We start from the raw sequence: 12,788 nt of genomic DNA, 5'->3' as shown, positions 1-12,788 counted from the left end.
GCGCCATCCTAGGGCGTGATCTCCGGGGCCGGGCCCGACCTCCGGCGGAGCCGCGCCGCCACCCACAGCAGGGCCCCGGTCGGCAGGAAGACCGCGTCCGCCGCGATCATCGCGAGCGAGAACACCGGCAGCCCGAGCACCACCGCGATCCCCGCGTGCTCCAGCACCATGACGGCCAGCAGGACGTTCTTGACCCGCCGGTTGACCAGCGTGAACGGGAACGCCACCTGGAGGACCACGGTGCCGTACGAGACCAGGAAGACCGGCAGCAGCGCCGAGCCGACCAGCGCGGACAGCCCCGGCCAGGGGGCGAAGTAGTCCAGGTGCAGCGGGTAGTACAGCGCGGTGCCGTCCTGCCAGCGCGAGCCCTGCACCTTGTACCAGCCGGCCGTGGCGTAGATCAGCACCACCTCGACGGCGATCACCAGCATCGCGCAGTTGTGCACCATGGTCGCCAGCGCGTCGAGCACCGCCCGCGGCTCGCCGTCCGGCCGCAGCCGGCCGAGCGTCCACCAGAGCCCGGCCACCGCCCAGAGCCCCCAGAACAGCGGCGACCAGCCGAGGTACGGGAAGGCCCGGTCGGTCCAGGTCAGGGTGTCGCCCGCGAAGCCGCCGAACTGACAGGCCGCCAGGACGGCCCCGAGCACCGCCCAGAGCACCACCCCGGTCCGCCCCGGCCGGGGCCTGCGGGCGTCCAGCGACCAGACCTCGGCGCAGCGGGTGAAGACCAGGTAGACCGCCATCAGGTGGACCACGTTGTCGCCGCCGTCGCCGAGGAAGACGTCGCGGTTCTGCAGGGACAGCACGGTGACCAGGAACAGCACCGTACTGGCCCTGGTCCGCCAGCCCAGCAGCACGGCCAGGGCGGCCAGCACCGCCAGGTGGTAGACCAGCTCGAACCAGAGCCGCCCGCCGAACCAGGGCAGCACGGTGAGCGCCCCGTTGTCGGCCAGCAGCCGCTGGGCCAGCTCCGTCGACCAGGGGGACCGGTCGCCGTACAGCACCCGCCGGTGGGGCCACTCGCGCAGCAGGTAGGCCAGCCAGACCAGCCCGAAGCCGATCCGCACCACCGCGGCCTGGTGACGGCCGAGCACCCGCCCGGTGAAGGCCTCCGCCGCCCGTCCGAGCGGCGCCCGCGGCCCGCGTGCCTCCCGCGTCTCCCGCACCGCACCGGGCTCCGCCGCCCGCCCGGCCCCGGCCTGCCGCGGCACACCGCCGGACGGCACCGCCGCACCCGGCGGCAGCGCCCCGTCGGCCCGTACCGTCGCCTCGTTCATCCGAGCAGCCCCCGGTAGTCCTCGTCCGCCACCGGCCACCACGGCAGCTCCCGCACCCGGGGCGCCGCCGGCGCGGGCTCGCCGCTCCAGGACGGCGGCGGGACGGTGACCGCGGTCGAGCGGAACTGGATCTCCAGGACCCGTTCGCCGTCCGCCTCCCGGCCGATCCGCTGCAGGGCGATCCGCTTGAGGTACTGCTCGGCGAGCCGGCCGCGCGGGGAGGCCGGGCTCTCGTCCTGCGGGTTGTGCGTGCCGTCGTAGAAGTCCCAGGCCCGGCGCAGCAGGTTCTGGTCGACGTGGCTGGGCGCCGGGTTGCCCCGTATCGCGGCGATGTCCTGCGCGGTCAGCCCGATCCAGTCCCCGGTACGGGTGGCCCCGGCGGGCGCGGCGGTGCGGACCCGGGCGTCCACGCTCACGTTCTGCTGGAGCGGGTTGGGCGCGAACAGCTTCCAGTTCTGCTCGAACTCCGGGTACACCAGGCCGTCGACCTCGTCCCGGTACTGCCGGGACACCGAATTGGCGGGCGCGACGTGCAGGAAGACCGCGGCGAGGAACAGCCCGGTGCCGCCGGCCAGCACCGCCCCGGCGAAGCCGAGGACCAGCTGCGCGGGCCTGGACCAGGCCCGTCCGGCAGCCGGCCGGTCCGTCGTCTCGGTCATGGCCTCCCCCGACCGGTCGGCGGGCACCGCCGACCCGGTGCCGGCGCGCTCGCGCGCGCCCATCCTGCCCTAAGGGCCGTGGGGCGGGGGCCGTCAGAGGACGAAGGCCTCCTGGCCGGTGCTGCTCACCATCGGACGGCCCGCACCCTGCCAGGCGTACATCCCGCCGTCCACGTTCACGGCCTCCCGGCCCTGCTGCACCAGGTACTGGACGACCTGCGCGGAGCGGCCGCCGACCCGGCAGAGCACGTACAGCTTCTCGTCCGGCAGCTCGCCGAGCCGGGCGATCACCTCGCCGATCGGGATGTGCAGGGCGCCGTCCACATGGCCGGCGTCCCACTCGTCCTGCTCGCGCACGTCCAGCAGGGCGGCGTCGGCGGGCACGGCGGCGGCGTCGGCGGAGGGGATCTGCGGGAACATCGTGTGGCTCTCCTGGGATTCGGTCGGGTGCGTGCCATTGTCGCCCACCGGCGCCGTGCCGTGGGCGCCGGAGGACGGGCCGTCCGCCGGGGCCGGGCCGCCGAGCAGCCGCGCCAGCTCGGCCTGCTGCCTGGCGGCCTTGGCCAGCAGCTCCTCGGCGAGCTGTTCCAGCAGCCGGTCCGGGTCCTGCGGGGCGAGGGCGAGCAGCTGCCCCATCGGGGTCTGCTCCAGCCGGACCTGCTCGGTGGCGGTCTCGGCGATCTTGGCGGTCAGCCAGTCCAGCCGGCGGCGCAGCCAGTCCGAGCGGTCGGGGGAGTCGACGGCGGGCGCGGCCTCCGGCGCGGTGGACCACTCGGCGGCCAGGGCCCCCAGCGCGCCCGCGTCCCCGTACGCGTAGGCCTCGTTGACCCGGACCAGGAAGGCGGCCCGGCGCTGCTGCTCGCCCGGGTCGGTGGTCAGGTCGGGGTGGGCGCGGCGGACCAGCTCGCGGTAGATCCGCTGGGCCTCCTTGCCGGGCCGCACCCGCTCCGGCGCGGCGGGCGGCGGCGGGGCCGGCTCGCCGTCCTGGCCGGTCTGCTCCCGCACCGAGTCGAACAGCGCGTCCAGGTCGGGCAGTTCGTCGACCTGCCGGCGCGCCTCGGCGGCCCGGCGCAGGTCCTCCGGCAGGCCGGTGCGGGCCGCCACGGCCTCGGCGACCAGCGCGTCCAGCTCGTCCAGCCGGGCGTAGAGCGGGCCGAGCAGCTGGTGGTGGATCAGCGCGAAGTTGTCGATCTCGACCCGCAGCGTCTGGACGTCCACGTCCATGCTGAGCCAGGCCAGCTCGGCGGCGGCGACCCGCTCCTCCAGTGCCTGCTGCTCCGGGTCGGTCCAGCGGGCGGGGCTCTGCGCGCTCAACTTCTCGCCTCTGTCTCGTCCGGCCGGCGGCGTCCTGCGGACCACTCGTACGGGCGGTCCGGCCTGCCACCCTACCGCCGTGATCGCGGGCCCCGTCCGGGTGAACCGGGGGTACGGACCGGCGCGCGGCGCGCGACACGCAACCGATCCTGAGGAATCTCCCCGTTTCGGTGTCGAGCCCGGCCCGGTCCGTGCTTCGCTGGTATCCGCACAGCGTGCCTTCCTCCGGAGAGACGGCCGCCCCGGGCGCGGCGGCCAGGCGGGAGCAGAGCGAATCCATGGTGGCCGAGTCCAACTCCACACCGCGGCCGGCGGGCGACGGAACCGCGCCGGGCGACCACCCGACGGGGGTGGCCGCCCTGGTCCGGCTCGCCCCCGTCCTGGTCGACCGGTCCGGCCGGATCGCGCAGTGGGGGCGGGCCGCCGAGGAGCTCTTCGGCCACCGCGCCGACGTCGCCCACGACCGCCCGGCCTCCGGCCTGCTGCCCGCCCTGGAGTCGCGGGTGCTCGAACGCTGCTCCGTCCGCCGCCCCTGCGACGCGTTCGACACCCTCGCCGAGCGGACCGCCGACGGCCGCCCCTGGATCGGAAGGCTGACCGTCACCGACCGCGAGGAGCACCAGCGCGACGTGCTCTGGTGGGCGTACCCGCTGCCCGGCCCGGTCGGCGGGCTGCTGGCGCTGGCCGCCGACGCCCGCCCGCTGCGCGCCACCGGGCCGCGGCTCGCGCTCGGCGAGCGGCTGCTCCCCTTCGCCGCCGCGCCCGGCGTCCGGGGCGGCTTCCACGCCCTGGCCGCGGCGCTCACCCCGGCCGGCCTGCCGGTGCCCGAGCCGCTGGTCCGGCTGCTGCCCGCCGCCCACCGCGCGGCGCTGCTGGCCGCGCTGGAACGGGGCGGACTGCCCGCCCTGCGGCTGGACCCGGCCACCGTGCTGCCGGTGCTGCCCGCCGACGCCCAGACCGGCAGGGCGCAGGCGGCCGCCGGCCTCGGCCGCCGCTACCCGACGCCCCAGCAGCGGGTCGCCCGGGTCGGCCCGCCGCCGCAGCCCGAGCAGGGCGCGCCCGGCCGCCGGCCGCCCGGCCCGCTGCCCGTCCAGCGCGAGACCCCGGACCGCCCCGCCGCCCAGCCCGCGGCCCCCTCCGCCGTCCGGCCGGTGGCCGCCGTCGGCGGCGGCTCGGCGGGCGCCGGCCCGTCCGTCCCTCCCCCCGCCTCCGGCCGGGAGGTGCCCCCGCCCACCGCAGGAGCCGCAGCCATCGAGCACGCCACCGTCGAGCCGTCCGCCACCGGCCGTCCGCCGCTGCGCACCGACCAGGCCCCGCCCGCCACCGTCCCGGTCCCCGCCCCCGCGGGCGGCGAGGGCCCGACCGGCGGCCGGCTCGGCCCGTTCCTCACCAACGGGCAGGCCGGCGAGCAGCTGGCCCTGCTGAACGAGGTCGGCGGCAAGGTCGGCACCACGCTGGACCTCGGCTTCACCGCCCACGAGCTCTGCCAGGTGCTGGTCCCCCGGGTCGCCGACTTCGCCTGCGTGGACCTGGTGGACGGGCTGATCTCGGACTCCGAGCTGCCGGCCGCCCGCCCGGACGACGACACCATGCTGCGCCGGGTCGCCCTGGTCTACAACGAGACCGGCGGCGTCTGGGACCACGTGCTCTCCGAGGGCTCGCTGGTCAGCATGCCCCGCCGCACCCCGCCCGGGATGGCCCTCCAGCTGAACCAGCCGGTGCTGGTCCCGGTGGTCAGCCCGGACGTCGCGGTCGACTACGCGATCGCGCTCGGCGACGCCCGGCTGACCCCGGTGGTCACCGGCCGCTCGATGCTGGTCGTCCCGCTCTCCGCCCGCGGCACCGTGCTGGGCATCCTCAAGCTGCTCCGGCTGCCGGACCGCGCGCCCTTCGACGAGAGCGACGCCGCGACCCTCAAGGAGCTGGCCGTCCGCGCCGCGCTGTCGCTGGACAACGCCCGGCTGCACCGCGCCGAGGCCAGGGTCGCCACCACCCTGCAGCGCTCGATGATCCCGACCCGCCCGCCGCAGATCCCCGGCGTGCAGATCGCCCACCGCTACCTGCCCGGCGACCCCAAGGCCGAGGTCGGCGGCGACTGGTTCGACGCGATCCAGCTGCCCGGCAGCCGGGTCGCCCTGGTGGTCGGCGACGTGATGGGCCACGGCATCCACTCGGCCGCCGCGATGGGCCGCTTCCGCACCGCGATGCAGACCCTCGCCGCCCTGGACCTGCCGCCCGGCCAGCTGCTGCGCCACCTGGACAACCTGGCCCACAAGCTCGGCGACGACCACCTCGCGACCTGCCTGTACGCGGTCTACGACCCGATCAACCGGACCTGCGAGCTGGCCAGCGCCGGCCACGTCCCGCCCGTACTGGTGCACCCGGACGGCACCGGCGAGCTGCTGGAGATCCCGGCCGGCGCGCCGATCGGCGTCGGCGGGGTGCCGTTCGTCGCCAAGACCATCGACGTCTCGGACGGCTCGATGCTGGTGCTCTGCACCGACGGCCTGGTCGAGGTCCGGGGCGGGGACATAGGAGCCGGCCTGGCCGCGCTCTGCGGCAACCTGATCGACCCCCGGCAGAGCCCCGAGCAGGCCTGCGACGTGGTGCTGCGCCGGCTGCACTCGGACGACCGCAAGGACGACGTCGCCCTGCTGGTGGCCCGCTTCGACGGGGTCGCCCCGTCCGAGGTGGCCACCTGGGACCTCACCGTGGACCACCGCGAGGTCGGCCGGGCCCGCTCGCTGGTCCGCGAGCAGCTGGCCGGCTGGCACCTGGAGGCGCTCAGCGACACCACCGAGCTGCTGGTCAGCGAGCTGGTGACGAACGCCGTCCGGGTCGCCCGGGACACCGTGAAGCTCCAGCTGATCCGGGTGGACAAACTGCTGGTCGAGGTCAGCGACGACAACCACAACCTGCCCTCGCTGGAGCCGGCCGAGCAGCTCGGCGAGACCGGCCGCGGCCTCACCCTGGTCACCAAGCTCGCCGAACGCTGGGGCACCGCCCGCAAGGCGGTGGGCAAGGTCGTCTGGTTCGAGCTCCCGCTCCCGCACGCCTGACGGCCGCGCCGACGGGCCCCGGACACCGAACGGCCGCGTACGGGCACCCGTACGCGGCCGGCTTGAGCGCGGTCGGCGCCCGTCAGGGGATGACGGCCCCCGCCGAGGTGCGCCGACGGGCCTCCACCGCGACCTCCCGCGAGGCGGCCGCGGCCACCGAGGCGGCGGCGCCGACCCCGGCCAGCACCCGCGGCCAGAAGTCCCCGAAGACCTCGACCGAGACGGCGATCAGCAGCGCGGTGATCACCGCGACCACGTGCTCCAGACCGGCCAGGTTCGGCAGCACGACCGCCTCGCCGATCATCACCGCCACCACCAGGCCGGCGGTGAGCCAGGCCCGGCAGCGGAACGCGATGCAGATCGCCAGCGCCACCACCGCGGCCGAGGGCCCGGTGTCCCGCACGTAGGCGACCCACTTCGGGAAGCCGAACAGGTGGTGCGGCCCGATCGCCACGCCGACCCGGGCGAACAGCGTGCCCGCCAGGGTGCAGGTGTAGGCGACCACCAGGGTCATCCGCCGGCCGAGCACGATCTCGGCGATCGAGAAGACCACGAACACCTGGGCCAGCGCCCCCCAGACCGGAAGGTCCAGCGCCGGCACGTACAGCGAGAGCGGGGTCCGCAGCAGCGAGACGTCCAGCGGCAGCGCCGCCCGCACCACCCCGATGTTGTTCACGAAACGCTCGCCGCCCGGCAGGTGCTGGACGACGCTGAACAGCAGGATCAGAAACGTCGCGACGGTGGCCAGGGGAACGGCGGCGAACTTCTTTCGCACCACCGCATCCCGGACCGTCGCGAACAGCGTTCCCCACTCGGCGACAGCGGCCGCTCCGGCGATTGCCAGCGGCCCCTTTCGCACGCCCCCCGCGTGGGTCCTGTGCATCACAACAGTTTCTCCGAATCCCCGAACGCTCTACTACTCCAACATTAGAAGCCAGTTAACAAAGCCACATCGGCACGGATGGGGAGTCGGGTCATCCTCTGGGGGGAGGCAATCCCCCCATCAGCCCCCCAATTCGACCGGCCGGTCCCCTCCGCCCCCCGACGGAGGGCTACCCCTTCCCGTCCCGGGCCGCCACCGGGACCCGCGGCGCCACCACGGCGGCCCGGGCGTGCCGGCGGCGGAACAGGGCGGGCAGGCTCGGCGCCACGATGAAACCCTCGGCGCGCGCGCTCGCGATACCGATCCGCGGAATCTCGCTGCTCTTCTCGAAGAGCAGGTAACGCGGTTCCCAGATCGGGCGGTACTTGGCATTGGCGCGGTACAGCGACTCGATCTGCCACCAGCGCGAGAAGAATCCCAGGATCGAGCGCCACAGCCGCAGCACCGGGCCGGCGCCGAGGCGCGAACCGCGCTCGAAGACGGAACGGAACATCGCGAAGTTCAGCGACACCCGCTTCAGCCCGACCTCGTCGGCGCGCTGCAGCAGCTCGATGACCATGAACTCCATCAGGCCGTTCTCGGTGTCCCGGGCCCGGCGCATCAGGTCCAGCGAGAGCCCGTCCGGGCCCCACGGCACGAAGCTCAGCAGCGCCTTGAGCTCGCCGTCCCCGTCGTGGCACTCCAGCATCACGCAGCGGCCGTCGCCCGGGTCGCCGAGCCGGCCGAGCGCCATCGAGAAGCCGCGCTCGGTCGCCCCGTCGCGCCACTCGTCGGCCTTGGCCACCAGCTCGGCCATCTCCGCCTCGGAGATGTCCTCGTGCCGGCGGATCCGCACCGTGTACCCGGCCCGCTTGACCCGGTTGTAGGCCTGCCGGACCACCCGCATCGCGCGGCCGTCCAGCGAGAACTCGTCCAGCTCGACGATCGCCTCGTCGCCCAGCTCCAGCGCGTCCAGCCCGTGCCGGGCGTAGATCACCCCGGCCTCCTCGGAGGCGCCCATCACGGCCGGCGCCCAGGCGTGCTCGCGGGCCTCGGACAGCCAGGCGTCGATCGCGCCCGGCCAGGCCTCCGGGTCCCCGATCGGGTCGCCCGAGGCGAGCGAGACGCCGCCGATGACCCGGTAGGTGACCGCCGCCTTGCCGCTGGGGGAGAAGACCACCGCCTTGTCCCGGCGCAGCGCGAAGTAGCCGAGCGAGTCCCGCTCGCCCTGCTTGTCCAGCAGCCCGCGCAGCCTGGCCTCGTCCTCGGCGGTGAGCAGCTCCTTGCCGCGCGGGCTGCGGAAGGCGACGTACAGCACCAGCAGGAAGAGCACCGCGCCCATCGCGTTGATCGCGGCGTTCACCCAGGTCGGCGCGGCGATCACCGAGCGCAGGTGCTCGGTCGGGGTGATCGTGATCATCCGGCCGACCGAGTACCGAAACAGGTCCCAGAAGCCGGCGCCGGAGAGCTCGTTGGTCATCCAGACCAGCAGCGCCCCGACCCCGCCGCCGAACGCCAGCCCGCCGACGAAGGTGGCCGCCGCGGTCTTCGGGTTGGAGCTGTCGCCCTTGGACGTGAACTCCTTCCGCCCGACCAGCAGCGCCAGGACGAACAGGCAGGTCAGGACAGTGGAGAAGTAGTTGAGCGGGTGCCTGTTGAAGCGCTCGTCCGGCACCAGCATGAACGCCAGGTAGAGCAGCGCGAAGAGACCGCCGAGCGCCGTGTTGAAGATCCACGCGGCCCGCTTGCGCCGCCGCATCGCGATCGCGAGGAAGACCGACAGCACCGCGCTGGCCAGCCCGGAGGTCATCAGGTACGGGGTGAAGTACTCACCCTCGTTGTGCTCGCTGACCTGGTTCCGGAAGGGCACCAGCAGGACCGTCGCCACGTTCAGCAGCGCGATCAGCCGCAGGTACCAGACGGAGGCCGCGGCGGCCCTCGGACGCCAGCGACCGGGCTCGTCGACGGGCCGGGGCCCGGGGGACGTGGCGGACGGCTCCGACTTCACAGTGGACGACACAGCTCAATTCCAAACGATCAGATGGTGGGGCGCATCCGCGAACGGCCCGGCGCCGGGCGCCCGCTCGGGCCCGACGGACTGACCGGCGACCTCGCCCGGCCGACCGCCCGAAATGGAGAAGCGGCCGGAAAAGAGTCAGCCAACTCCATGTTTCCCCACCCAGCCTGAGAATTGCGTGAACCGGGTAGCGGATTCCCACCCCCGCCGAACGGCGGGGGTGACCGCCCGCCGCACGTTCGGCACCCCGCCCCGCCTACCCCTACCCTCGAAACGACCCACGCGGACCGCCCCGACCCGGCCGCCCGAACCGAGGAGGCACCATCACCACCACCCGCGTGCTGATCGTCGACGACGAGATCCTGGTCCGCTCCGGCCTGGGGCTGATCGTCGGCTCCGCCGCCGACCTGGAGGTGGTCGGCGACTGCTCCGGCGGGCAGGCCGAGGAGCACGTCCAGCGGCTGCGCCCGCACGTGGTGCTGCTCGACATCCGGATGCCCGACCTCGACGGCATCTCGGTGCTGCGCCGCCTGCGCGCCCTGCCCGACCCGCCCGCCGTGGCGATGCTCACCACCTTCGACACCGACGAGTACATCGGCACCGCGCTGCGGGCCGGCGCGGCCGGCTTCCTGCTCAAGGACACCGCCCCCGACCAGCTGGTGCACGCCGTCCGGGTGCTCGCGGCCGGCGGCAACATCCTCTCCCCGACCGTCACCCGCACCGTGATCGGCGGCTACGTGGACGGCGGCGGCCCGGACGCCGAGGCCACCGCGCTCGCCCGCACCCTCACCGGCCGCGAGCTGGACGTGCTCTCGCTGCTCGGCGAGGGCCTGTCCAACGCCGAGATCGCCGACCGGCTGTTCCTCGGCACCGGCACGGTCAAGGACCACATCAGCGCGATCCTCGGCAAGCTCGGCGCCGCCAACCGGGTCCAGGCCGCCGTCCTGGCCCACCGGGCCGGTCTGGTCCGGCCCAAGCCCGGCGACGGGGCATGACGACCGCCGACCAACTGCCGTCCCGACGGCTGCCGGCCTGGTGCACCGCCCCCTGGCTGATGCTGCTGCTGCCCGTCCTGTACGCCCTGCTGGACGCCGCCCTGGTGGCCCGGGAGGCCGCCTGGTGGCAGGTGGCGCTGTCCACGCTGGCCGCCGTCGCCCTGTTCTGGCGCCGCCGCTTCCCGGTGGTGGCGCTGCTCCTCACCATGCCGGGCAGCTGGGTGGACGAGATCTGGCTGGCCCCGATCACGGCCGTCTACTCGGTGGCCGCCGAGCGCCCCCGCCCCCGGGTCGTGATCCCCTGCGGCGTCCTGTTCGCGCTGGTCGAGTTCTTCCACTGGCCGCTGCCCCAGGACGTCCTCGACCTCAGCCGCGCCACCGCGCTGGACGCCATCCAGGCCGTGATGCTGGCGGCCGGCCCGGCCGCCACCGGTCTGCTCGCCCGCACCCGGCGGGAGCTGGCCGCCCGGCTGGACGAGCTGACCCGCGGCCAGGAGCGGGAGAGTCGGCTGCTGGCCGAGCGGGTGCTGATCAGCGAGCGCGGCCGGCTGGCCCGGGAGATGCACGACGTGGTCTCGCACCAGGTCAGCCTGATCAGCATCCAGGCGGGCGCACTCCAGGTGAGCAGCCCCGACCCGGCCGCGGTGACCGCCGCCCGCACCATCCGGGAACTGTCCGTACGGACCCTGGACGAGCTGCGGCAGATGGTCGGGGTGCTGCGCGGCACCGGCGGGCTGCCGGACGCCCCGCTCGCCCCGCAGCCCCGGCTGGCCGACCTGCCCCGGCTGATCGAGCAGAGCGGCCTGGCCGCGGACACCGAGCTGGTCCCCGGCGACCGCCCGTGGCCGGAGGCGGTCGAGCGGGCCGCCTACCGCACCGTCCAGGAGGCGCTCACCAACATCACCAAGTACGCCCCGGAGGCGGCGGTGCACGTCCGGGTCCGGGCGAAGGGCCGCCGGCTGCGGGTCGAGGTCCGCAACGAGGCCCCGCCGGTGCGTCCGGCCGAGACCCTGCCGGGCGGCGGCCACGGCCTGGTCGGCCTGCGCGAGCGCGCCCAGCTGCTGGGCGGCACCCTCACCGCGGGGCCGACCCAGGACGGCGGCTTCGAGGTCCGCGCCGAACTCCCGGCCAGCCGCGGCTGATCCCGCCCGCCCCCGAAATCCACGCCACCGGGGAGCGGACGACAAAAAAGCCCCGCAGATCCGTAGATCTGCGGGGCTTCGCTGTGCGCGAGGGGGGAGTTGAACCCCCACGCCCTTTCGGGCACTGGAACCTGAATCCAGCGCGTCTGCCTATTCCGCCACCCGCGCATGGGTGTTGTCCTCGTTGCCGACCGGCCTTCCGAACCACTCGGTACCATCGGTACTTCGCGCTTCCTGGACCGGCCTCCCTTTCGGGCGGCCCTTCCGACGTGGAAAACATTAGCACGACCTGGGGGGCTGCTCCGAATCCGTTGTCCGGGGAGGCCCACGGCACCCGAACCGATGCCCGACGCACGCCCGTGCGACTGCCGGAAGGGTGCTCCGACGGGCACACCTGGCGTGCCGTACCCGACATGCGTCACCCTGTGTGTCCGAGCCCACCCCCGGGCACCACACGGTCCGGGAACCGTACGGAAGGGCCCGGCGTGGATACGATCAGTACGGAAGTACCGCAAGTAGGAGGCGCGACCGGGTCCCGGGCGGGATCCGGCCGGCAGGCAGGCGAACGAACCCTGGAAGGGGGTGCCCCATGGGAGTGCTGAAGAAGTTCGAGCAGCGGCTCGAGGGTCTCGTCAACGGCACCTTCGCCAAGGTGTTCAAGTCCGAGGTCCAGCCCGTGGAGATCGCCGGAGCGCTGCAGCGCGAGTGCGACAACAACGCGAGCATCTGGAACCGCGACCGCACCGTCGTGCCGAACGACTTCATCGTCGAACTGAGCCCGCACGACCACGAGCGGCTGAGCCCCTACTCCGGGCAGCTCGGCACCGAACTGGCCGGCATGGTCCGCGAGTACGCGGAGGCCCAGCGGTACACCTTCATGGGCCCGCTCCAGGTGAACCTGGAGAAGGCCGACGACCTGGACACCGGGCTGTACCGGGTGCGCAGCCGCACCCTCGCCGCCGAGGAGCCCCCGCAGCAGCAGCAGTACGCGCCGCCGCAGCCCGGCTACGACCGTGCGCCGGCCGCACCGGCCCCCGGCGCACCGTGGCAGCAGCCCGGCGCCGGCCAGTACAACGCGCCCCCGCCGCCGGCCGCGCCCCCCGCGATGCCCCCCGGTCAGCCGGCGCCCGCGGGCGGCAACGTCCGGGCGTTCCCCGGCGCGGGCCACGGCGGCGCCGGGACGCGCCGCTGGATCGAGGTGAACGGCGCCCGCCACCAGATCACCGGCTCGGCCTGCGTGCTCGGCCGCTCGACCGAGGCGGACGTGCGGATCGACGACCCCGGGGTCTCCCGCAAGCACGCCGAGATCCGGCCCGGCACCCCTTCGATGGTGCTCGACCTGGGGTCCACCAACGGCATCGTGGTGGACGGACAGCACACCCAGCGCGCTACGCTCCGCGACGGCTCGCGAATCGTCGTGGGCTCCACCACCATCGTCTACCGGCAGGTCGAAGGGTAGTGTC

At 74.5% G+C, this 12,788-nt stretch carries 9 protein-coding genes and 1 tRNA gene; 4 read left to right on the top strand and 6 right to left on the bottom strand.

Annotated features, from left to right (window positions below; translation table 11 throughout):
• Positions 1–8: 8 nt before the first annotated feature.
• The 3 genes from AMK13_RS10770 to AMK13_RS41795 all read right to left on the bottom strand — a co-directional run bounded on the left by AMK13_RS10770 (position 9) and on the right by AMK13_RS41795 (position 3,250).
• A complete protein-coding gene (locus AMK13_RS10770; RefSeq protein WP_074001957.1) occupies positions 9–1,277 on the bottom strand; it encodes an HTTM domain-containing protein in 1,269 nt (422 codons plus the stop codon).
• Positions 1,274–1,936 (bottom strand): DUF5819 family protein, encoded by a 663-nt coding sequence (locus tag AMK13_RS10765; RefSeq protein ID WP_049660264.1) that lies wholly within the window; start codon positions 1,934–1,936, stop codon positions 1,274–1,276. The genes AMK13_RS10770 and AMK13_RS10765 overlap by 4 nt, the downstream gene beginning before the upstream one ends.
• Positions 1,937–2,029: 93 nt before the next feature.
• On the bottom strand, positions 2,030–3,250 hold the full coding sequence (locus AMK13_RS41795; protein ID WP_074001955.1) for a rhodanese-like domain-containing protein: 1,221 nt from the start codon (positions 3,248–3,250) through the stop codon (positions 2,030–2,032).
• A gap of 215 nt (positions 3,251–3,465) precedes the next feature.
• On the opposite strand from AMK13_RS41795, the gene AMK13_RS10755 reads away from it, so the two are divergent.
• A complete protein-coding gene (locus tag AMK13_RS10755; protein WP_241852818.1) occupies positions 3,466–6,309 on the top strand; it encodes an ATP-binding SpoIIE family protein phosphatase in 2,844 nt (947 codons plus the stop codon).
• Positions 6,310–6,391: 82 nt separating this feature from the next.
• Here the strand turns inward: AMK13_RS10755 and AMK13_RS43425 are convergent, their stop codons facing one another.
• Entirely contained in the window at positions 6,392–7,084 is a 693-nt protein-coding gene (locus AMK13_RS43425) for a hypothetical protein (RefSeq protein ID WP_158077687.1), read from the bottom strand.
• 277 nt (positions 7,085–7,361) lie between these two features.
• The gene (locus tag AMK13_RS10745) at positions 7,362–9,191 is read right to left on the bottom strand and encodes a phosphatidylglycerol lysyltransferase domain-containing protein (protein ID WP_079272003.1); all 1,830 of its coding nucleotides are present in this window, start codon (positions 9,189–9,191) and stop codon (positions 7,362–7,364) included.
• A 338-nt stretch (positions 9,192–9,529) separates the two neighbouring features.
• Between AMK13_RS10745 and AMK13_RS10740 the strand changes: the two genes are divergently transcribed.
• On the top strand, positions 9,530–10,183 hold the full coding sequence (locus AMK13_RS10740) for a response regulator (protein WP_234348583.1): 654 nt from the start codon (positions 9,530–9,532) through the stop codon (positions 10,181–10,183).
• Positions 10,180–11,325 (top strand): sensor histidine kinase, encoded by a 1,146-nt coding sequence (locus AMK13_RS10735; RefSeq protein WP_079272002.1) that lies wholly within the window; start codon positions 10,180–10,182, stop codon positions 11,323–11,325. The genes AMK13_RS10740 and AMK13_RS10735 overlap by 4 nt, the downstream gene beginning before the upstream one ends.
• 84 nt (positions 11,326–11,409) lie before the next feature.
• Here AMK13_RS10735 and AMK13_RS10730 read toward each other — a convergent pair.
• Positions 11,410–11,493, bottom strand: a tRNA-Leu gene (locus tag AMK13_RS10730).
• Positions 11,494–11,914: 421 nt separating this feature from the next.
• Here AMK13_RS10730 and AMK13_RS10725 point away from each other — a divergent pair.
• Positions 11,915–12,784, top strand: coding sequence for an FhaA domain-containing protein (locus AMK13_RS10725; protein ID WP_074001954.1), 870 nt, complete (start codon positions 11,915–11,917; stop codon positions 12,782–12,784).
• The last annotated feature ends 4 nt before the right edge of the window (positions 12,785–12,788 follow it).

The organism is Streptomyces sp. CB02056 (genome assembly GCF_001905545.1).
GTDB lineage: Bacteria > Actinomycetota > Actinomycetes > Streptomycetales > Streptomycetaceae > Kitasatospora.
This window is presented reverse-complemented; position numbering and strand designations above follow the sequence as displayed.